We start from the raw sequence: 20,002 nt of genomic DNA, 5'->3' as shown, positions 1-20,002 counted from the left end.
GGGGTCAGGGCCGAGGCCGGCGTCCGGGGACCAGGCGTCGCGGGAGGGGGCGTCGCGGGAAGGGGCGTCGCTGCTCGCCCGGCTGGCGCGGCGGTCGGCGTCGAGGGCGGGGCAGGCGTCCCGGGACGAGGCGTCCGAGAGGATTCAGGTCCGGGCGCTGCAGGCGATGTGCCGGCAGGTCTTCGGCTTCCGGCTGGCCATGATCGTCCTGGCCGCGCCGGCCGCCCTGCTCAACGCCGCCCCCGGCCTGGGCGCCCGCCTGGTCGGCGCGGCCGTGGTCGTCACCTTCATGGTGTCGTACGTCCTCTTCCGCGACTGGGAGCGCTTCGGCCCGCTCCTCCTGCGCCATCCCAGCCTGCTCGCCGCCGACACCCTCTTCGGCTCCCTCCTCCTCGTGTCGGCGGGCCCGGACACCACCCTCGCCTACGTCAGCGTCTGCACCCCGCTGCTGGCCGGCCTGGTGTACGGCTGGCGGGGCGCGGCCTGCTTCGCGTCCCTGCAGGGCCTGATCCTGCTCCTCGTCCACGCCACCCTGAAGGCCGACCGGCACGCCCCGGTGGCCGAGGCCCTGCTCCTGCCCGGCCTGTGCGTCATCGCCGGTGCCATGGGCTCGACCCTGCGCAACCTGATGCTCCGCTTCGGCGCCGCCACGCAGGCCCTGACCACCGTCCAGGCGCGCCTGGCGGCGGCGGAGGCGGTGAGCGCGGAACGCTCCCGCCTGGCGCGCGAGATGCACGACTCCGTGGCCAAGACCCTGTACGGCGTCGCCCTGGCGGCGGACGGCCTGGCGGCCACGGCCTCGGCCGCCGAGCCCGACCCGGCCCGCGTCAGGGAACAGGCGGAACTGGTCTCCCGCTCGGCCCGCAGGGCGGCGGCGGAGTCGCGGGAGCTGCTGACGGATCTACGGCGGGAGCACACGGAGGCGACGACGCTCTGGTGCGAACTGGAGGCGCAGGCCCGGGCCTTCACCTCCCGCACGGGCCTCCGGGCGGCCTGCCACTGGGAGGATGCCGTGGCCGGCCTCCCTCCGCTGCCGCCCGCCGCGGCCCGCCATCTCTTCGCCATCGCCACGGAGGCGCTGGAGAACGCCCACCGCCATGCCTCCGCGACCCACGTCGACGTACGGGCCGCCGTCCACGGCGACCTGCTCCGCCTGACGATCCACGACGACGGCCGTGGCCTCCCGCCCGGCACCACCCTCGAACAGCTGCGCAGCACCGGCCACTTCGGTCTGCTCGGCATGGTCGAGCGGGCCGCCGGGGCGGGCGCCCGCATCCGCATCGGGCGCGGCGGCCACGAACGCGGCACGGAGGTGCGGGTCGAACTCCCCCTGGCGGCCCTCACCCGCCCCATGCCATCCCCCCGGGAACCCTGAAAGGAGGCACACCGTGTAGCACGCTCACCCCCACCCCCGGCCGGACCTCTCTCCTCCGGCGCCCGCTTCCCCACCGCCCCTGCGGCTGTTGGTGGCCGACGACAACCCCGTGGTCCGCGCGGGCCTGACGGCGCTGCTGTCGGGGAGCGCGGACACCACCGTGGTGGCGGAGGCGGCCGACGGCCGCGAGGCGTACGAGGCCGCGCTCCGGCACCGTCCGGACGTCATCCTCCTCGACGTCCGCATGCCCGGAGTCGACGGAATCTCGGCGTTGCCCCACCTGGTGCGGCTGGCCCCGGTCATGATGCTCACCTACAGCCACGAGGCGGAGACCGTGCGGGAGGCGCTGCGGCTGGGAGCGGGGGGATACCTGGTGCACGGCGAGTTCACGACCGAGCAGTTGGTGAGGGCCGTACGGGACGTCCGGGAGGGCCGGCCGCATGTGACGCCGGGGGCGGCACGGGCGCTGCTGGCCGAGCTGCGGGAGAGTGCACCTGCACATATCGAGGGTCAACTCAGGCCTGTCCCAGGGCAGAATCCTGCCCGAAGTACTTCACAATTGCAATCCACCGTGGGACAGTCATTTCGGTCCCGGTTCCGGCTGAGTACGAGGGAGGCGGAGATCATGGACCTCATCGCGTCCGGCATGACCAACCAGCAGATCGCCGCCGCATGCTTCATCACCGAGAAGACGGTCAAGAACCACATCAACCGCATCTTCGCCAAGCTCAACACCACGACCAGGTCCCAGGCGGCCGCGAAGTGGCTGGGGGTGGCCTGAGGTGGGGGCCGGGGAGAGCGGCAACGGCGGCGGTTGGGCCCGGGGTTGGGTCCTGGGGCCCTCCAGCATCCGCTGGTGCGGGGCTTACGTTGCCCGAGTCCGAAGTGGAGCCGGAGGGGAACACCGTGAGCGACTGGATGCTGAAATTGATGGTGGCCGTGCGGCGCCGCAGCAACGACAAGGGGCAGACCGCCGTCGAGTACCTCGGGATCATCGCGGTGGTGGTAGCGATCGTGCTGGCGATCACGGGTACGGACATCGGGCAGTCGATCTACAACGCGATCGTCTCCAAGATCACCGAAGTTACCGGCGGCTGAATCGGCCCGGGACGTACACAGACGCAGGGCAGGCCTTTCCCATCTACATCACGGTGGTGGCAGGCCTGCTCTTTCTTGCTCTCGCCTACCTGGCAGTGGGCCAGGCCACGGTGAACCGGAGCGGCGCCCAGACGGCCGCCGACGCGGCGGCACTCGCGGCGGCCCAGAACGAGCGTGACCAACTCACGGCCCAGTGGATCAACGTCGTGCCCGATCCTACGAAGTGGCAGGACATCTTCGAGGGCAAGGTGCCGTTCGATGACCCGTGCTGGCGCGCCCGACAACTCGCCGCACAGAACGACGCTCAGCTGAACACGTGCTTTCCGCCCCACTTGCTGAAGTACCGGGTCGACGTGCAGACCAACAAGTCCGTCGGCCGGTCTGTCGTACCAGGGTCGGAAGACTTCAAGGCGAAGGCTTCCGCCACCGCCGAGATCGACCCCCTCTGTACCTTCAAGCTCCCCGAAGAAGGCGCTACAGGGGATGAGTTGCCCGACCTCACCTGTAGGGACAAGGTCTGGCACCTGAAGCCCGATGACAGCGCGGGACTGCCGAAGCCCGAAGACCTCTTCGACGTCCACCTGGCCGACTCATGAGCGAACGATCAATGACGAAGGAAGCGGAGCGATGAGCATGCGGTTCACTGCGAAGGCCCGCAGAGGAGTGGTCGCGCTGACCGTCGCGGCTGGTCTGGCCGTCGGTGTGACCGGTTGCGGTGGAAGCAGCAGCGACCACAAGAAGCCAGAGAGCTCCGCGTCCACTTCCAGAACAAACGGGTCCGACCCGAGCACCCAGGAGGGGCAGTCCGGCCATCCGCTGGCCGAGCTTAAGGGAACCAACGGTCTGCTCCTGCAGATCACTTCGGCGCAGCGCGACTCGGGCGGCTTCGTGACGGTCAACGGCACATTGAAGAACGACAGTGCCACTACGGTGGTCATCCCCGCCCAGTTGAGCGGCAATGAGACCGAGATCATCAGAAACGGGCATTCGCTCGGTGGAGCCACCTTGGTGGATTCCGAGGGGAAAAAGCGGTACTACGTCCTGCGCGACACTGAGGGCCGCCCGCTCACCACAACGGGCCTGTCGACGCTCAAGGCGGGGGAATCGATCCCGGTCTTCATGCAGTTCCCCGCACCCCCCGCCAACACGGACGAGGTCGAGTTCCAGCTGCCGACCTTCTCCTCGGCCACCATCAAGATCTCCGGGTGAGGCCGACGTGACCACCGCCCGTCTCGCGCTCGCCCTCACCGCGACCCTCCTCCTCGCCGCCACCCCGGCCCGCGCCGACGACACCGACCCGAGTCAGCCGCCCATCACCGCGCCCTCCGCCGCCGCGCCCGTGAAGATCGATCCCACCGACCCCGACCTCAAGCTCCCCGAGGGTGCCACCCTCGCCGCGCCCAAGGTGCTGGACATCAAGTCGGTCGTCGAGGACCAGAGCGGGGACGAGCGGCGGGAGGACACCAACGCGGACGTGACCTTCGCGCTGCAGGCCGAAGTGCTGTTCGGCAAGGACAGCGCCAGGCTCGGCCAGGAGGCGAAGGCCCGCATCGCGGCCATCGCCGACGAGATCAAGAAGCAGAACGCGAACGAGGTCCGCGTCTTCGGCTTCACCGACAACCTCGGCTCCTCCGCACACGGCGACGTCCTGTCCAGGCAGCGCGCCAACGCCGTACAGGCCGTTCTGGACCAGGACCTGAACGACCCGGGCATCACCTTCGAGGTCCGCGGCTACGGCGAGCAGTTCCCGATCGCCGACAACTCCACCGAGGAAGGACGCAGGAAGAACCGGCGCGTCGAGGTGTCGTTCCCCCGCGCCCGGGACTGAGGAGCCGGGGGCGAGCGGAGGCCCCCGCTCAGTCCTGCGTGATCTCCACTCGGACGCCCACGCGCAGTCCCCACTTCGCCATGGCCCCCGCCTCCGCCTCCAGCACGTGGCGTGCCCGCAGCCGCGGCAGCCCGAGCCGGCCGGGGTGCATCGTGCGGACGGCGATGACGGTCAGGCGGCGGTCCAGATGGGCGACGTCGATCGGTATCCGCATCCCGAAGGTGTGCACCCCGCTCGCCGGGGACAGCAGCAGTGCCCCGTCGACCGAGTCACGGCCGAGCAGCCCCTTCGTCCGGGCCCGGTAGGACGCCGCGATCTCCAGGGGCACGCTGGCCCCGGGCTCCTCCGGGTCGCCCCCGGAGCCGTCCTGCCGCACCACGAGCCTTCCGCGCCCGTCCCCCCAACGCCCCATGTGCGCTCCCCTCACGTGGTTAACCCGTTGTCCCTTCCCGTCCTCCCCGCTAGGAAGGCCACCATGACTGAACTCGGTGTCGTCTTCCGCCCCCAGCTTCCTCCCGAGCGGCTGCGGGCCGTTGCCCGGGCCGCGGACGACGTGGGGCTGGAAGAGCTGTGGCTGTGGGAGGACTGCTTTCTGGAGGGCGGGGTCTCGACGGCCGCCGCCGCGCTCGCCTGGACGGAGCGCGTGCGCGTGGGCGTCGGGCTGCTGCCCGTGCCGCTCAGGAACGTCGCGCTGACCGCGATGGAGACCGCGTCGCTGCACCGGATGTTCCCGGGCCGCGCGACCGTGGCCGTCGGGCACGGGGTGCAGGACTGGATGGGACAGGTCGGCGCCCGGGCCGCCTCGCCGCTCACCCTTCTCGGGGAGCATCTCGACGCCCTGCGCGCCCTGTTGGGCGGGGCGAAGCTCACCGTCGAGGGCCGGTACGTCGCCCTGGACGGCGTCGCGCTCGACTGGCCGCCCCCGGCTCCGGTGCCCGTGCTGGCCGGCGCCACCGGGCCGCGCACGCTCCGCCTGTCGGGCGCCCGGGCCGACGGCACCCTGCTCACCGCCGCCACCTCGCCGGACGGAGTACGGCGGGCCCGGCAGCTCATCGAGGAGGGGCAGCGGGAGGCCGGGCGGAGCGGTGAGCCGCACCGGCTGGTGGTGTATCTCCTCGCCGCCACCGGGGCCGGCGCCGGGGACCGGCTGCGGGCCGAACTGGCCGCAGAGGGGTTGGAGTCGGAGCCCGGCGTGGGGGTCGCGGGCGATGCGGGCGCCGTGGCCGAGGCGGTGCGGCGGCTGGCGGAGGCCGGCGCGGACACCGTCGTACTGCAGCCGACCGCGGACGAGCCCGACCCGGAGGGCTTCATCGGGTTCGCGGCTCGGGAGGTCCGGCCCCTGGCGCCGTGAGGCGGGGCGTTGTCAGTGGCGGCTGCCACACTGCCTGACATGACCGACGAGCACAGCGCGGTGAGCCTGCGGGACGTCACGGACGAGGACCTGTACGCCTTCCTCGCCTTCGAGCACGACCCGGAGGCCGTGCGGCGGTCGAGGTTCACGCCCCGGCCGCGGGACGCCTTCCTGAGGCACTGGCGCGAGTCCGTCCTCGGTGATCCCGACTGCCTCGTGCGGACGGTCACCGTGGGCGGCGAGGCCGCCGGGCACGTCGTGTCCTGGACGGAGGGCGAGCGGCGGTTCCTCGGCTACTGGCTCGGGCGGCCGTACTGGGGCCGCGGCGTCGGCACCCGCGCCCTCGGCCTCTTCCTGGAGCTCGAACGCATACGCCCGCTGTACGCCGACCCCTTCGCCGGGAACACCGCCTCGGTGCTCCTGCTGGAGAGGCACGGCTTCCGGCGGGCGGGCACCGTCGAGCACGGGGAGGACGAGCACATCATGCTCGTTCTGGAAGAGGGCGGCCCAGCCGGAAACGCGTCGGCCGCGCGGACGGTCTGAGGCGGGGTCAGTCCGTGGCCGGGGGGTGGTCGCCCGTCGCGCCGTCGATCAGCTCCCGCACGATGTCCATGTGGCCGGCGTGCCGCGCGGTCTCCTGCGCCATGTGGACCAGGACCCAGCGCAGGGACACCGTCTCCTGGCGCCAGGACGGGCGGCCCAAAGCGTCCAGGGGCAGCTCGGCGATCATCCGGTCGGCGGCGGCACGGGCCCGGCCGTAGAAGGCGACGATCCGCTCGGTCGACTCCTCGGGGCCGACCCGCATGTCGTCGTGCGGGTCGAACCAGAACGGCTCCGGCTCGCCCCCGAAGGTCTCCACGAACCAGCCGTACTCGACCGCCGCCAGGTGCTTCACCAGGCCGAGCAGGTTTGTTCCGGTCGGGGTCATGGGGCGGCGCACCTGCTCCTCGTCGAGGCCGGCCAGCTTCCACAGCACGGCGTCCCGGTGCCGGTCCAGGCTCGCGTGCAGCGTTTCCTTCTCTCCGTCGCTGTGAGTCGTCATGGGGGCGGAAAATAGCAGGCTCCCCCGACGGCACCCTGCGACCATGGCGGGCATGGCAGCGAACCGTTCGTTCGAAGACCTGGTGGCCGAGGGTGCCGCGGTGCCCACCGAGGGGTGGGATTTCTCGTGGTTCGAGGGGCGGGCCACCGAGGCGCGGCCGTCGTGGGGGTACGCGCGGTCGGCGGGGGAGCGGCTGGCCCGGGCCGAGGCCGCGCTGGACGTCCAGACCGGCGGCGGCGAGGTGCTCGACTTCGCCCTCGCCGCGGCGGAACCCGCCCGGCCGGCGCTCCTCGCCGCCACGGAGGGCTGGCCGCCGAACGTCGCCAAGGCCACGGCGCTGCTGCGGCCCCGCGGTGTGGTCGTCGTCGCCGCCGCGGACGACGCGCCGCTGCCGTTCGCCGAGGCGGCGTTCGACCTGGTGCTCAGCCGCCATCCGGTGGTCCCCCACTGGAAGGAGATCGCCCGGGTGCTGCGGCCCGGGGGCACGTACTTCGCCCAGCACGTCGGGCCGGCCAGCGTCTTCGAACTCGTCGAGTACTTCCTGGGGCCGCAGCCGGAGACCGCGCGCCGCGGTCGCGACCCGGAGCGGGAGCGGGCCGAGGCTCAGGCGGCGGGGCTGGAGGTCGTGGAGCTGCGGGCGGAGCGGCTGCGGATGGAGTTCCGCGACATCGCCGCCGTCGTCCACTTCCTGCGCAAAGTGGTCTGGATGGTCCCCGGCTTCACCGTCGAGGCCTACGAGCCGCAGTTGCGCGCGCTGCACGAGCGGATCGAGAAGGAGGGCCCGTTCGTCGCGCACAGCACGCGGCACCTGTTCGACGCGCGCAGGCCGGGCCGCTGACGAACCGGACGGACCGGACGGACCGGACGGACCGGACGGACCGGAATGACCAGAAGGAACGGAACGGACCGGGAGGACTGGACGGACCGGAATGACCAGCAGCAACGGACGGACCAGCAGGACTGGACGGACCAGGAGGACTGGACGGACCGGGAAGACTGGACGGACCGGGAGGACCGGACGGACCGGACGGACCGGATGGACCGGACGGACCGGGCAGGCGGAGCGGCCCGTGCACTCGCGTCGGTTCCCGGTTTCCACATCGTTATAGGCCGCGGTTCACATCTGCCCCAGCGGTCACGTAAGTTCAGACCAACGCAATTCGCGCCAGCAAAGCCGCGCGGGTGGGTACCGCGCAGTGGAGGGGGCTGCGCGGTTCCGTCGGTCCCGGTGGCCGCACTGCGGTCGCGGAACGGAACCGTCAAGTCCACCGTTCGCCCACCGGGTCGCCCGTCGGAGGGACCCCCGACAACACGCCGACGTGTCCTCAAGATGGCGTAAACGCTCCGGTTCCCTTCGTATCCGACCGGATTTTCCCGGGATTCCGCTGTGAACAGGCCATGAGGGCTGTGTGAATCGGCCATTCCGCGCTCAGCGGGGCGTCGCCGGATGATTCCGGAGAGTAGTTGTGGCACGGCGATGCACCCACCATCCCTTACGAAGGGTTATGGTGGAAACCCCCCCTCGGGCCGGTCCGTCTCCCCCCCACGGACCGGCCCGTTTTTCATCGGGAACTTCGCGTCACCGCAGCGGCGTCCTCCCTCACGAGGCGAGGGGCCACCGTGCGACGGACCCCGGCGGCCCGTACGCGGCCCGGCTCCACGCCCCGCCTGCCCCCAAACCCCGGGATCACGGCCGAGGCCGTACCGGGGGTAGGCTCAGCAACCCCGCCATCCACATCCCCGCGCCAACCCCCGGAGGGCCACGTGAACCTGCGCGACAAGCTGCGCAGCCTGCTCGTCAGGCTCTACGCGCGCCGGGTGGAAGGCCACCTGGACCACGCTCAGGTGCCCAAGCACATCGGCGTCATCATGGACGGCAACCGCCGCTGGGCGAAGGCGAGCGGCTCCACCACCGTGCACGGCCACCGCGCGGGCGCCGACAAGATCGAGGAGTTCCTCGGCTGGTGCACCGAGACCGACGTCGAGGTCGTCACCCTGTGGCTGCTGTCCACGGACAACTTCGACCGTCCGCAGGACGAGCTCGTCCCCCTGCTCGGCATCATCGAGGACGTCGTGCGCACCCTCGCCGCGGACGGCCGCTGGCGCGTGCACCACGTGGGCACCATGGACCTGCTCCCGCCGGGCATGCAGGCCACCCTCAAGGAGGCCGAGGAGGCCACCGCCCACGTCGACGGGATACTGGTCAACGTCGCCATCGGCTACGGCGGGCGCCAGGAGATCGCCGACGCCGTGCGCTCCATGCTGCTGGACGCCCACGACAAGGGCGTCTCGATGGACGACCTCGCCGAGTCCGTCGACATCGACATGATCGGCCGTCACCTGTACACCGGGGACCAGCCCGACCCGGACCTCGTCATCCGCACCAGCGGCGAGCAGCGGCTGTCCGGTTTCATGCTCTGGCAGACCGCGCACTCCGAGTACTACTTCTGCGAGGTCTTCTGGCCGGCCTTCCGCAAGGTCGACTTCCTGCGCGCCCTGCGCGACTACGCCGCACGTCACCGCCGTTACGGCGGCTGACGGCAACCGAGGCACGCCCGACGCCCCGCCGGCACCACGCCGGCGGGGCGTTCCGTATACCCCGGTCGCAGGGGGTGTAACGAGGAGTTCACCGGTGTGCCGTTGGCCGCTTTTGCATGGCGGTGCATGTTCGAGGGCATAAGCCAAGCAGGTCGACACCCGAACCACGGGCGTCGGATCTCAGCGGGCGGCACGGGGCCGTCCGCCCGGGAGGCCCTTTGCACCAGCCCGACCGTGCGGTCCCCGCACGGAAGCAGCCGCGGAGGGCCGGTTCTCGGCCCGCCGAACGCGGGGGCCATGAACCGGCCGTGCTACCCCCACCCTCCCGGCCCGGCTTCCACTTCGTCGCTCCCCGACCTCATCCGAGGGGGTACGTCCTTCCGTGGTGACCAGCACAAAGCGCCACAAGCCCGACCGGCGCACCTATGTTCTCGACACCAGCGTCCTGCTGGCCGACCCGAACGCCCTGACCCGTTTCGACGAGCACGAGGTCGTGCTCCCCATCGTCGTGGTCACGGAGCTGGAGGCCAAGCGGCACCATCCGGAACTCGGCTACTTCGCCCGCCAGGCGCTGCGCCTGCTGGACGACTACCGGGTGAAGCACGGCCGCCTGGACGCGCCCATCCCGATCGGGGAGCTGGGCGGAACCGTCCGTGTCGAGCTCAACCACTCGGACCCCAGTGTGCTGCCCACCGGCTACCGCCTGGGGGACAACGACTCGCGCATTCTCGCGGTGGCCCGCAACCTGCAGGCCGAGGGGTTCGACGTCACCGTCGTCTCGAAGGACCTGCCGCTGCGCATCAAGGCCTCCTCCGTCGGCCTGCTCGCCGAGGAGTACCGGGCCGAACTCGCCATCACGGAGAACTCCGGGTGGACCGGGATGAGCGAACTGACGCTCTCCGGCGAGCAGGTGGACATCCTCTTCGAGGAAGGCCACGTGTACGTCCCGGAGGCCGCCGACCTGCCCGTGCACACCGGTCTGACCATCCAGTCCGAGCGCGGCAAGGCCCTGGGCCGCATCACCGCCGAGGGCAACGTCCGCCTGGTGCGCGGCGACCGGGAGGCGTTCGGCATCAAGGGCCGCAGCGCCGAGCAGCGCATCGCCCTCGACCTGCTGCTCGACCCGGAGGTCGGGATCGTGTCGATGGGCGGCCGGGCCGGCACCGGCAAGTCGGCGCTGGCGCTGTGCGCGGGCCTGGAGGCGGTCCTGGAGCGCCGCCAGCACCAGAAGGTCATGGTGTTCCGGCCGCTGTACGCGGTCGGCGGGCAGGAGTTGGGCTATCTGCCGGGCACCGAGGCGGAGAAGATGAGCCCGTGGGCGCAGGCCGTCTTCGACACGCTGTCGGCGGTCACCAGCCGCGAGGTCATCGAGGAGGTCACCGCGCGCGGGATGCTCGAGGTGCTGCCGCTCACCCACATCCGCGGCCGCTCGCTGCACGACGCGTACGTGATCGTGGACGAGGCCCAGTCGCTGGAGCGGAACGTCCTGCTGACCGTTCTGTCCCGCATCGGCGCCAATTCGCGGGTCGTGCTGACCCATGACGTGGCACAGCGGGACAATCTGCGCGTCGGACGCTACGACGGCGTGGTCGCCGTCGTGGAGAAGCTGAAGGGTCACCCGCTCTTCGCGCACGTCACGCTGACCCGGTCCGAGAGGTCCCAGATCGCCGCCCTTGTGACCGAAATGCTCGAAGAGGGTCATATCTGAGGCGACCTCGGAGGGTGCGTCCAAGGCCATACCGGGACAAGTATGTGCGCCGTCCGGCAAAGGCATCAGAGCCTAGCCGGGCGGCGCGGCCGTGTGTGGCGGTTTCCTGAAATCCACAGGGCCAAACGGGATGTGAGCTTTCACACGCAACTCGGAATTGCGGCCCGGCGTCGGGTTACGGCAGAGTCTCAGTCCTGTCAGGCCCCGCATACGACACAGCTGTACCGCCAGCGGTACGGCGCCCCAGGCACCACCAACTCCATAGAGTTCGTCGTATGCCGCCCGAGCACCATGCGGCGCTCCCTTCGGGGGAGTTGCCCACCGGGCCCGTGCCTCCCGTGACCCCGCAGTTGGGAGGCCAGTGTCAGGGGCACGATTGCGTCCGCCAGGGTCACCGAAGCGGGCGATGCTGGAAGGAAACCGTGTGAGCCGGATTTCGGTCCGGGGATTCGCAGTGGCCTCGGCCACCGCGGTCACCGCCGTCGGAAGCGTCGTCGGAGTTGCCTCGGGCAGCGTCGCGCAGAACAACGACGCCGAGCCGACGGCCGCCGACACCACGCTCCTCGCGGACATACCCGCGGGTCAGCAGGCCCAGGTGCAGTCCGCGACGCTGACGCAGCAGGCCGACGCCCAGGCCATCGCCGCGGACACGAGCGCCAAGAGGGATGCCGAGGCAGCCGCCCGCAAGGCAGCCGCCGAGACCGCGATCGCCAAGAAGGCCGCGGCCGAGAAGGCGGCCAAGGAAGCCAAGGAGCGCGCCGAGGCCAAGGCCGCGGCCAGCCGCGACTCCGCCCGCGACTCCTCCAGCTTCCCGGTCCAGAGCAGCTACACCGTCGCGCAGATCCAGGCGATGGCGCGCCAGATGGTCGCCGGCGGCCAGTTCCAGTGCTTCAGCAACATCGTGGACCACGAGTCCAGCTGGAACTACCGCGCCGTGAACGCCTCTTCCGGTGCCTACGGCCTCTTCCAGGCCCTGCCGGGGTCCAAGATGGCCTCTGCCGGCGCCGACTGGCAGACCAACCCGGCCACGCAGATCAAGTGGGGCCTCAACTACATGAACAGCCGCTACGGCAGCCCGTGCCAGGCCTGGTCCTTCTGGCAGGCCAACCACTGGTACTAGGCCGCCCGGCCCGCTCAACCCCGCGCAGCCCCTCCCCGTCCTTAGGGGAGGGGCTTTCGCCCTGTACGGTCGTAGTCGACGACTCCAGGGGGGAGTGGTGGCGGACACCCGGGGACGCGGGGGAAGAGGACGGATCATGTCGCGAGTGCCAGGGTGGCTCGGCAGGCTCGGGGCCGGCCTCACCGAGATGAGCGAGCGTCTGGACAAGCGCCGCGCCGAGGTGGAGAGCGAGGACACCCCGCCCGAACCTTCCGTCCCTTCCGGCCCTTCCGGCACCGAAGACCGGGCGGACGCCCCGCCGCCGCCCGTTCGCCGGTCCGCGCCGCCGGCCGGACCCCGCCCGGACCCCGCCCAGGCGGTGCCCTGGGGGGTGCGGGTCGCGGCCGAGGCGGGCTGGCGGCTGCTCGTCCTCGCCGGCACCCTCTGGGTGCTGATGCGGATCATCAGCGCGATCCAGCTGGTGGTCTTCGCCTTCGTCATCGCCCTGCTGGTGACCGCGCTGCTGCAGCCGACGGTCGCCCGGCTCACCCGGCGGGGGGTGCCCCGCGGACCGGCCACGGCGCTCACCGCCATCAGCGGCTTCGTCGTCATCGGGCTGATGGGCTGGTTCGTGACCTGGCAGGTCATGGAGAACATCGACACGCTCTCCAACCAGATCCAGTCCGGCATCGACGACCTGCGCAACTGGCTGCTGAAGAGCCCCTTCCACGTCACCGACAAGCAGATCAACCAGATCGCCAAGAACCTGCGCGAGGCGATCGGCGCCAACGCCGACCAGATCACGTCCGCGGGCCTGGAAGGGGTCCAGGTCATCGTCGAGGCCCTCACCGGCATCCTGCTGGTGTTCTTCTCGACGCTGTTCCTGCTCTACGACGGCGAGCGGATCTGGCAGTGGTTCCTGAAGCTGGTGCCCTCCGCGGCCCGTCCGGGCGTGGCCGGCGCCGGCCCGCGCGCCTGGCGCACCCTGACCGCCTACGTGCGCGGCACGGTCCTGGTCGCCCTCATCGACGCCATCTTCATCGGCATCGGCATCTACTTCCTGGACGTGCCGATGGCCGTCCCGCTGGCCGTCTTCATCTTCCTGTTCTCCTTCATCCCGCTGGTCGGCGCGGTCGCCTCCGGCGCGCTCGCGGTGATCGTGGCGCTGGTGACCCAGGGCGTCTTCACGGCCGTGATGACCCTGGCGGTCGTCCTCGCGGTGCAGCAGATCGAGGGCCATGTGCTGCAGCCGTTCATCCTCGGCCGCGCGGTGCGCGTGCATCCGCTGGCGGTCGTGCTGACCGTGGCGGCCGGCGGCATGGTGGCCGGCATCGGCGGCGCGGTGGTGGCCGTACCGCTGGTGGCGGTGACGAACACGGTGGTCGGCTATCTGCGGCAGTACTCGCTGGAGATGCAGGACCGGCAGGCCGCCCCGGAGCCCGCGGACGAGCCGCCCGGGGAGGATCCCGGGGAGAACGCGGAGGACCCCGCCCACCAGGGGTGAGCGGGGTCCTCGGGGCACGGCCTACTCGGCCAGCACGGCCTCCGCGTCGAGGGTGACGCCGACCGCCTGGACCACCGAGGCGATCTTGAACGCCTCCTGGATGACCTCGCGCTCCACGCCGGCCTTGCGCAGCACCTGCTCGTGCGAGTCCAGGCACATGCCGCAGCCGTTGATCGCGGAGACCGCGAACGACCAGAGCTCGAAGTCGACCTTCTCCACACCGGGGTTGCCGATGACGTTCATCCGCAGACCCGCGCGCAGCGTGCCGTACTCGTGGTCGGACAGCAGGTGGCGGGTGCGGTAGAAGACGTTGTTCATCGCCATGACGGCCGCGGCCGACTTGGCGGCCTGGTACGCCTCCGGCGAGAGGTTCGCCTTCGCCTCGGGCTCCAGCTCACGCAGCACGATCGGGGAGCGGGAGGCGATGGCGGTCGCCAGCACCGTGCCCCACAGCTGCTGCGCCGGAAGGGCGGAGTTGCCGATGACCGAGCCCAGGTTGAGCTTCAGGTCCTTGGCGTAGTCCGGGACGCGGGCCTTCAGCGAGTCGAGCGACATGGGTCACTCACCGGCCAGCAGCGCGACCGGGTCCAGGGTCTCGTCGCCCTTGGTCCAGTTGCACGGGCACAGCTCGTCGGTCTGCAGGGCGTCCAGGACCCGCAGGACCTCCTTGGGGTTACGGCCCACGGAGCCGGCGGTGACCATGGTGAACTGGATCTCGCGGTTCGGGTCGACGATGAAGACGGCGCGCTGCGCGAAGCCGTCCTCGCCCTCGATGCCGAGGTCGCGCATCAGCTCGTGCTTGGAGTCGGCCATCATCGGGAACGGCAGGTCGGTCAGGTCCGGGTGGTCCTTGCGCCAGGCGTGGTGGACGAACTCGGAGTCACCGGAGAAGCCGAGGATCTGGGCGTCGCGGTCGGCGAACTCGTCGTTCAGCTTCCCGAACGCGGCGATCTCGGTCGGGCAGACGAAGGTGAAGTCCTTCGGCCATGCGAACACGACGAGCCACTTGCCCTCGTAGGACTTGTGGTGGATCTGCTCGAACTCCTTGCCCTTCTCCAGCGAGACGCAGGCGGTCAGTTCGAACTCGGGGAACTTGTCACCGACAGTGAGCACACGCACTCCTTGCAGCGAGGAGACGCCCCTTTTGAGCGCGTCTCCCATGGGTTGGACTTCGGTGATGTTGGCACGGCATGCATTGATTAGGGAAATAGCTACACTTGGCCGCGTTGATTGGAGGTAGTTATCAGTGACTGTGGGTAACGGCAAGCGGAGGCAGTCGAGCCTGTCCCAGCTGCGAGCGTTCGCCGCCGTGGCCGAGCATCTGCACTTCCGGGACGCGGCGGCCGCCATCGGGATGAGCCAGCCCGCCCTGTCCGGCGCGGTCTCGGCGCTGGAGGAGACCCTCGGCGTGACCCTCCTCGAGCGTACGACGCGCAAAGTGCTGCTCTCGCCCGCGGGCGAGCGGCTGGCGGTGCGGGCGAAGGCGGTGCTGGACGAGGTCGGCGCGCTGCTGGAGGAGGCCGAGGCGGTCCGGGCGCCGTTCACGGGGGTGCTGCGCCTCGGGGTGATCCCGACCGTGGCGCCGTATCTGCTGCCGGCCGTGCTGCGGCTCGTCCACGAGCGCTACCCGCACCTGGACCTGGAGGTGCATGAGGAGCAGACCGCCAGCCTGCTCGACGGCCTCCACTCCGGCCGCCTGGACCTGCTGCTGCTCGCGGTGCCGCTCGGCGTCCCAGGAGTCGTCGAACTCCCCCTGTTCGACGAGGACTTCGTGCTGGTCACCCCGCTCGACCACTGGCTCGGCGGCCGCGAGGGCATCCCGCGCGAGGCGCTGAAGGAGCTCGACCTGCTGCTCCTCGACGAGGGCCACTGCCTGCGCGACCAGGCCCTCGACATCTGCCGCGAGGCCGGCCTGGGATTCAAGGGGGCGGGGCGAAGCCCCTCCGTTGAGGGTGGTGGTGGGCGACGGGCGGGCGCCCCGGTCACCACCACGGCCGCCGGCCTGTCCACGCTGGTGCAGCTGGTGGCCGGCGGCCTCGGCTGCACCCTGCTCCCTCGCACCGCGCTGAAGCTGGAGACCACCCGCAGCAGCCAGTTGCTCACCGGCTACTTCGCCGACCCGGCACCGAGCCGTCGCGTGGCCTTCGCCATGCGCACCGGCGCGGCGCGCTCCGCCGAGTACGAGGAACTGGCAACGGCCCTGCGCGAGGCCCTCGGCACACTGCCGGTGCGCGTGGTGAACGCCGCGGGTTAGCACCCAGGGCGGGCAACTGGGCGCGCTCGGCTCGGGCCTGTCGCGACCGCGGCGGCCGTGGCCGTCCCGGCTGGGCCACGGTGGGTCCCGGTGGGTCCCGGTGAGGGAGGCGCAGGGCGGACCGCACCGGACGCGGCCCCGCGCCCGAAGGGGCGGCGCGGGGCTGCGGGGAGGACGGCCGCGGGTCGTGGCGCAGCCGCCGTCCCCCGGGTGCGGCGGCTGTGCCGGCTACTCCGTGCGCAGGCCGTCCGGGCGCATCAGGCGGAGCAGGGGCGGCAGGCTGAGCAGGGTGACCGTGAGGACCACCACCGCTCCGGCACCGGCCATGGTCAGCACGCTCGGCCAGTCCACGCCCACCGTCGCCCCGACCATCTTCAGCAGCACCACGCCCAGCGTCAGTCCCACGGCCGAGGCGAGCAGCAGGCCCAGCGCGATCGGGATCGCCGTCTGCCACAGCACCGACAGGCTCAGGGTGCGCCGCCGGGTGCCGAAGGCGACCAGCGACGACAGCAGCTTCCGCCGCTCGCGCAACTGCTCCAGCTGGGACACCAGCAGGCTCGCGCCGATCAGCGCCAGCACGCAGACCGCGCCGACGAACAGGCCCGTGCGGATCGAGGTGAACTTCGTCGACTCCTCGGTGGCCGACCACACGATCGGGTCCGCCAACGGGTCGATCCGCGCGGCGGTGTTGCGGACGTACTCCTGCACGTCCGGCACCGACTCGTCGAGCGTGAGGTACACCGCGCCGTTCAGCAGGCCGCTCATCCGGTCGGGCACGGCCGCCGGCGTCAGCAGCACGCCGCTGTCCTTCGTCCCGTTCGGGTTGGTGATCGCGCGGGCCGGCCGGAGGCCGCCCGGCACGGTCCACGGCAGGTCCCGGCCGCGTCCCGTGCCGCTGGTGGCGTCGACGTGGAGCGTGCGGCCCGGCCGGACCAGCTTCGCCACGTCGGCGTCGTTGTCCCCGCCCCGCGCCAGGAACGCGTCCCCGTCCCGGCAGGTCGTCAGCCGGGCCACCTCCCGCAGCGAGGCGCAGGTGCCGACGGTGACCGTCGCCGTGGCGTTCGGGCCGCGCTTCCAGTCCCGGTCACCCAGCTCGGTGGTGGCCAGCGCGGTGGCCTTGCGCACCCCCTTGGTCGCGGCGAACCGGCCGGCGGCCGGCACGAACGGGACGCCCCGCCCCAGGTTGACCTGCATCTGCGCGCGGGTGACGTCCTTGCCGGTGCTCTTGGTGTAGTCGCCCTGGACGCCGGCGAAGAGCATCTGCAGCGCGATCGCCCCGGCCACCGCGACGGCGATGCCGTTCACCATGCGGGCCGCGGAGCCGCTGCTCAACTGCAGCCGCCGCACCGCGAGTTGCCAGGCCACCCCGCCGTGTCCGAGCCGGGCCACCACCGCCTCCACGATCCACGGCAGCAGCGCGGTCACGCCGACGAGCAGCAGCAGGACGCCGCCGATCACCAGGTACTGGTTGAAGTCCCCGTTCGACCGGCCCTGGCCGATCATCGGGGCGAGCATCGCGAGGCCGCCCAGCGGCAGCAGCAGCCGCCACCACAGCCGGCGGCGCGTGGGCCTGGCCGTGCGGACCACGCCCAGCGGCTCGATGACCACCCCGCGCAGGGCGAACAGCGTGACCAGCACCGCCGCCGTCGGCACGGCGACCGCGACCAGGGCGGCCAGCGCGGGCGTGGGGTCCAGGTAGCTGGGGAACACACTGATGTCCAGGATCTCCACCGAGCCCGCGAGCCGGCGCCCGAGCAGGAAGAACACCGTGCCGAAGACGAGGCCGACCAGTGATCCGGCGAGTGCCTCGCCCGCCGCGATCCGCCGGGTCATCCGGCTGTCGGAGCCCACCAGCCGCAGCGCGGCCAGCCTGCGGTCGCGCCGCTCGCCCCCGAACCGCACGGCCGTGGCGATGAACACGGCGACCGGCATCAGCAGCACCACGAAGACGACCAGCACCAGCAGGACCAGCACCGGGTCCATCCGCTCCGCCGGTCCCTGAGGCGACCCGAACCGGTTGATCCGGGCCGTCTGCCAGCCGTTGATGCGCGGGGCCAGGTTCTTCGCCCCGGCGTAGTAGGCGAGTTCGCGCGAGCCGATGAGCCCGGGTTCGCCGATCGTGCCGACGACGCGGTACGGCAGCCGTGCGCGCAGCAGCTTGCCGTCGGCCGAGCCGAGCAGTTCCTTCAGCGCCGGGGAGACCACCATGTCGCCCGGCGCCGGGTATCGCGTCAGGCCGGGTGCCAGCGGGGCGCGCGGCCCCTCCGGCTCCACCAGCCGGCCACGGACGTCCTTGCCCCGGTACGTCGTGTCCGCGTCGGAGATCACCAGGGTGTCGGCCGCCTTCGGCCGCTGCGGGCCGTAGGTGTGGTCCGCGCGGGCGTTGTCCCGGTCGTGCCGTACCGCCAGCGCGTTCGGGATCGCGGTGGTCAGCAGCAGCAGCGCCACGCCCAGCCCGACGCCGACCGCCGTCAGCAGCATCCGCACCCAGCCCTCGCGCCCGCCGGTGAAGGCGAACCGGACCCCCATGCCGAGGTCGCGGGACCACGAGGGTGCCGAGGGGGCGGCGCGCCGCGCCTCGGGCCCGGCGGTGGCGGGTGACGGGCGGGCACTCATACGGCGCGCTCCATGTCCCGGGACTTGCCGTCGCGTACGACGATCTCGCGGTCGGAGTAGGCGGCGACCCGGGCCTCGTGCGTGACGAGGACGACGGCCGCGTTGGTGGAGCGGGCCGCGTCGGTCAGCAGCTCCATCACGCGCTCGCCGTTGAGGGAGTCGAGCGCGCCGGTCGGCTCGTCGGCGAAGATCACCCGGGGTCCGGTGACCAGCGAGCGCGCCACCGCGACGCGCTGCCCCTGGCCGCCGGAGACCTCGCCGGGCCGCTTGCCCCGCAGGTCGTCCACCTCCAGGCGTTCCATCCAGGTGAGCGCCGCCTTCTCGGCCTGCCGGCGCGGCGTGCCGTTCAGCCGCAGCGGCAGCGCCACGTTCTCCACGCAGGTCAGCTCCGGCACGAGCTGGCCGAACTGGAAGACGAACCCGAACTCGGACCGCCGCAGGGCGCTGCGGGCGGCGTCGCTGAGACCGGCCAGTTCCCGGCCGTCGTAGGTGATGGAGCCGGAGTCGGGCGGCACGATGCCGGCGAGGCAGTGCAGCAGCGTCGACTTGCCGGACCCGGAGGGGCCCATCACGGCGACGACCTCGCCGGGGTGGATGGAGAAGTCGGCGCCGTCGAGCGCGACCGTGGGGCCGTAGGCCTTGCGCAGGTCCTCGGCGGCGAGCAGGGAGCCGGCGGGAGCGGTCACCGGGCCACCTCCGTGCGGAGTTTCTCCAGGCGTGCCGCGGTCAGCTCCAGCCAGCGCAGGTCGGCCTCCAGGTGGAACAGGGCGTGGTCGCAGATCAGCTGGTCCGCGAGGTCGCCCTTGCGCTTGCGGTCGGTCAGGATCCGCATGCTGCGCAGGTGCTCGGCGCGCTGGGTGTCGAGGACGACGGACGCGTCGCGGTGGGTGAGGAGCGCCAGGACGACCTTCGTGTAGAGGGTCGACTGGAGGTACTCCTCCGGCTTCTCCGGCGTGGCGAGCCAGCGCTCGACGTCGGTGACGCCCGCGTCGGTGATGGCGTAGCGCTTGCGGTCTGGGCCGCCGCCCGCCTCGATGGCGTCGACTTCCACGAGGCCGTGCTTCAGCAGCCGGGACATCGTGGAGTAGACCTGGCCGTAGTGCAGCGGCCGGTCGTGACCGAACTTCTCGTCGAAGGCCCGCTTGAGGTCGTAGCCGTGGCGCGGCCCGGACTCCAGGAGCCCCAGGAGGGTGTGACCGATGGACATGCTTCGCACTCTACACACGGTGTATACGCGGTATGTATACGCGGAGTGCGGGGATCATGGCCTGCTGTAGGGCGGCGCAGGTGGGGGCCGATTGTCACGGTTCTGATACAGGCGGACCACGCCCCGGCGCGGCCGGCGACCTGGGCCCATGGGCGGCCGGCCCGTCTCGGCGGACGGCTCGTCAGGGAGGGAGCCGATCCGTGTGCCGGCCGAGCGCGGCTCCCCGCCGACCCTGCGGGCCGGTGTCTCGCCCACCCGCCGACCGAGCCGCGGCGGCACCCGTTTGCCCTGCTGCGGCCGTCGCCGAGGGCCTTGGGGAGCCCGTCACCGGCGGAGCGTTCCCCGTGTCGGGCGCGGGCTGCGGGGCCCGCTCGCCGCAGCG

General features: G+C 71.7%; 21 protein-coding genes. 14 read left to right on the top strand and 7 right to left on the bottom strand.

The window, feature by feature from the left end; all coding sequences use genetic code 11:
• From ACLU3S_RS18040 to ACLU3S_RS18015, 6 genes are all read left to right on the top strand, one after another.
• Nucleotides 1-1,375: sensor histidine kinase (locus tag ACLU3S_RS18040; protein WP_413952901.1), on the top strand; the 1,375-nt coding region annotated here is incomplete at its 5' end.
• Nucleotides 1,376-1,454: 79 nt separating this feature from the next.
• Nucleotides 1,455-2,156: a response regulator gene (locus tag ACLU3S_RS18035; protein ID WP_413952905.1), complete on the top strand. Its 702-nt coding sequence runs from the start codon at nt 1,455-1,457 to the stop codon at nt 2,154-2,156.
• 137 nt (nt 2,157-2,293) lie between these two features.
• Nucleotides 2,294-2,473: a Flp family type IVb pilin gene (locus ACLU3S_RS18030; protein WP_413952904.1), complete on the top strand. Its 180-nt coding sequence runs from the start codon at nt 2,294-2,296 to the stop codon at nt 2,471-2,473.
• Nucleotides 2,470-3,069 (top strand): pilus assembly protein TadG-related protein, encoded by a 600-nt coding sequence (locus ACLU3S_RS18025; protein ID WP_413952903.1) that lies wholly within the window; start codon nt 2,470-2,472, stop codon nt 3,067-3,069. Before ACLU3S_RS18030 ends, ACLU3S_RS18025 begins: the two co-directional genes overlap by 4 nt.
• 31 nt (nt 3,070-3,100) lie before the next feature.
• Nucleotides 3,101-3,682 carry a hypothetical protein gene (locus tag ACLU3S_RS18020; protein WP_413952900.1) on the top strand — a complete coding sequence of 194 codons (582 nt, stop codon included), beginning with the start codon at nt 3,101-3,103 and terminating at the stop codon, nt 3,680-3,682.
• Nucleotides 3,683-3,689: 7 nt separating this feature from the next.
• Nucleotides 3,690-4,301 carry an OmpA family protein gene (locus tag ACLU3S_RS18015; protein WP_413952899.1) on the top strand — a complete coding sequence of 204 codons (612 nt, stop codon included), beginning with the start codon at nt 3,690-3,692 and terminating at the stop codon, nt 4,299-4,301.
• Nucleotides 4,302-4,329: 28 nt separating this feature from the next.
• On the opposite strand, the gene ACLU3S_RS18010 is transcribed toward ACLU3S_RS18015, so the two are convergent.
• The gene (locus tag ACLU3S_RS18010) at nt 4,330-4,713 is read right to left on the bottom strand and encodes a DUF192 domain-containing protein (RefSeq protein WP_413952898.1); all 384 of its coding nucleotides are present in this window, start codon (nt 4,711-4,713) and stop codon (nt 4,330-4,332) included.
• Nucleotides 4,714-4,776: 63 nt separating this feature from the next.
• Between ACLU3S_RS18010 and ACLU3S_RS18005 the strand changes: the two genes are divergently transcribed.
• Both ACLU3S_RS18005 and ACLU3S_RS18000 read left to right on the top strand, forming a co-directional pair.
• Nucleotides 4,777-5,652, top strand: coding sequence for an LLM class flavin-dependent oxidoreductase (locus ACLU3S_RS18005; protein ID WP_413952897.1), 876 nt, complete (start codon nt 4,777-4,779; stop codon nt 5,650-5,652).
• A 39-nt stretch (nt 5,653-5,691) separates the two neighbouring features.
• Nucleotides 5,692-6,195 (top strand): GNAT family N-acetyltransferase, encoded by a 504-nt coding sequence (locus tag ACLU3S_RS18000; protein WP_413952896.1) that lies wholly within the window; start codon nt 5,692-5,694, stop codon nt 6,193-6,195.
• A gap of 7 nt (nt 6,196-6,202) precedes the next feature.
• Here the strand turns inward: ACLU3S_RS18000 and ACLU3S_RS17995 are convergent, their stop codons facing one another.
• The gene (locus ACLU3S_RS17995; RefSeq protein WP_413952895.1) at nt 6,203-6,694 is read right to left on the bottom strand and encodes a DinB family protein; all 492 of its coding nucleotides are present in this window, start codon (nt 6,692-6,694) and stop codon (nt 6,203-6,205) included.
• A 52-nt stretch (nt 6,695-6,746) separates the two neighbouring features.
• Between ACLU3S_RS17995 and ACLU3S_RS17990 the strand changes: the two genes are divergently transcribed.
• From ACLU3S_RS17990 to ACLU3S_RS17970, 5 genes are all read left to right on the top strand, one after another.
• Entirely contained in the window at nt 6,747-7,532 is a 786-nt protein-coding gene (locus tag ACLU3S_RS17990; RefSeq protein ID WP_413952894.1) for a methyltransferase domain-containing protein, read from the top strand.
• 926 nt (nt 7,533-8,458) lie between these two features.
• Nucleotides 8,459-9,232, top strand: coding sequence for an isoprenyl transferase (locus tag ACLU3S_RS17985; protein WP_413952893.1), 774 nt, complete (start codon nt 8,459-8,461; stop codon nt 9,230-9,232).
• Nucleotides 9,233-9,614: 382 nt separating this feature from the next.
• A complete protein-coding gene (locus tag ACLU3S_RS17980) occupies nt 9,615-10,940 on the top strand; it encodes a PhoH family protein (RefSeq protein ID WP_413952892.1) in 1,326 nt (441 codons plus the stop codon).
• 406 nt (nt 10,941-11,346) lie between these two features.
• Nucleotides 11,347-12,060, top strand: a complete 714-nt coding sequence (locus tag ACLU3S_RS17975; protein WP_413952891.1) for a transglycosylase SLT domain-containing protein — start codon at nt 11,347-11,349, stop codon at nt 12,058-12,060.
• 136 nt (nt 12,061-12,196) lie between these two features.
• Nucleotides 12,197-13,543 (top strand): AI-2E family transporter, encoded by a 1,347-nt coding sequence (locus tag ACLU3S_RS17970; RefSeq protein WP_413952890.1) that lies wholly within the window; start codon nt 12,197-12,199, stop codon nt 13,541-13,543.
• Between the two features lie 21 nt (nt 13,544-13,564).
• Here the strand turns inward: ACLU3S_RS17970 and ACLU3S_RS17965 are convergent, their stop codons facing one another.
• Entirely contained in the window at nt 13,565-14,098 is a 534-nt protein-coding gene (locus ACLU3S_RS17965; RefSeq protein WP_413952889.1) for an alkyl hydroperoxide reductase, read from the bottom strand.
• A 3-nt stretch (nt 14,099-14,101) separates the two neighbouring features.
• On the bottom strand, nt 14,102-14,656 hold the full coding sequence (locus tag ACLU3S_RS17960; protein ID WP_413952888.1) for a peroxiredoxin: 555 nt from the start codon (nt 14,654-14,656) through the stop codon (nt 14,102-14,104).
• A 133-nt stretch (nt 14,657-14,789) separates the two neighbouring features.
• On the opposite strand from ACLU3S_RS17960, the gene ACLU3S_RS17955 reads away from it, so the two are divergent.
• Nucleotides 14,790-15,797 carry a LysR substrate-binding domain-containing protein gene (locus tag ACLU3S_RS17955; RefSeq protein ID WP_413952887.1) on the top strand — a complete coding sequence of 336 codons (1,008 nt, stop codon included), beginning with the start codon at nt 14,790-14,792 and terminating at the stop codon, nt 15,795-15,797.
• Nucleotides 15,798-16,025: 228 nt separating this feature from the next.
• Here the strand turns inward: ACLU3S_RS17955 and ACLU3S_RS17950 are convergent, their stop codons facing one another.
• The 3 genes from ACLU3S_RS17950 to ACLU3S_RS17940 form a co-directional block, all read right to left on the bottom strand.
• Nucleotides 16,026-18,326, bottom strand: a complete 2,301-nt coding sequence (locus ACLU3S_RS17950; RefSeq protein ID WP_413952902.1) for an FtsX-like permease family protein — start codon at nt 18,324-18,326, stop codon at nt 16,026-16,028.
• A gap of 83 nt (nt 18,327-18,409) precedes the next feature.
• Nucleotides 18,410-19,099 carry an ABC transporter ATP-binding protein gene (locus ACLU3S_RS17945; protein WP_413952886.1) on the bottom strand — a complete coding sequence of 230 codons (690 nt, stop codon included), beginning with the start codon at nt 19,097-19,099 and terminating at the stop codon, nt 18,410-18,412.
• Nucleotides 19,096-19,620, bottom strand: a complete 525-nt coding sequence (locus tag ACLU3S_RS17940; RefSeq protein WP_413952885.1) for a PadR family transcriptional regulator — start codon at nt 19,618-19,620, stop codon at nt 19,096-19,098. The genes ACLU3S_RS17945 and ACLU3S_RS17940 overlap by 4 nt, the downstream gene beginning before the upstream one ends.
• Between the last annotated feature and the right edge of the window lie 382 nt (nt 19,621-20,002).

It is taken from the genome of Streptomyces sp. AF1A, from assembly GCF_047340315.1.
Classification (GTDB): domain Bacteria; phylum Actinomycetota; class Actinomycetes; order Streptomycetales; family Streptomycetaceae; genus Streptomyces.
Note: the sequence above shows the minus strand (reverse complement) of the source record. Positions and strands in the feature narration are given on the sequence as shown.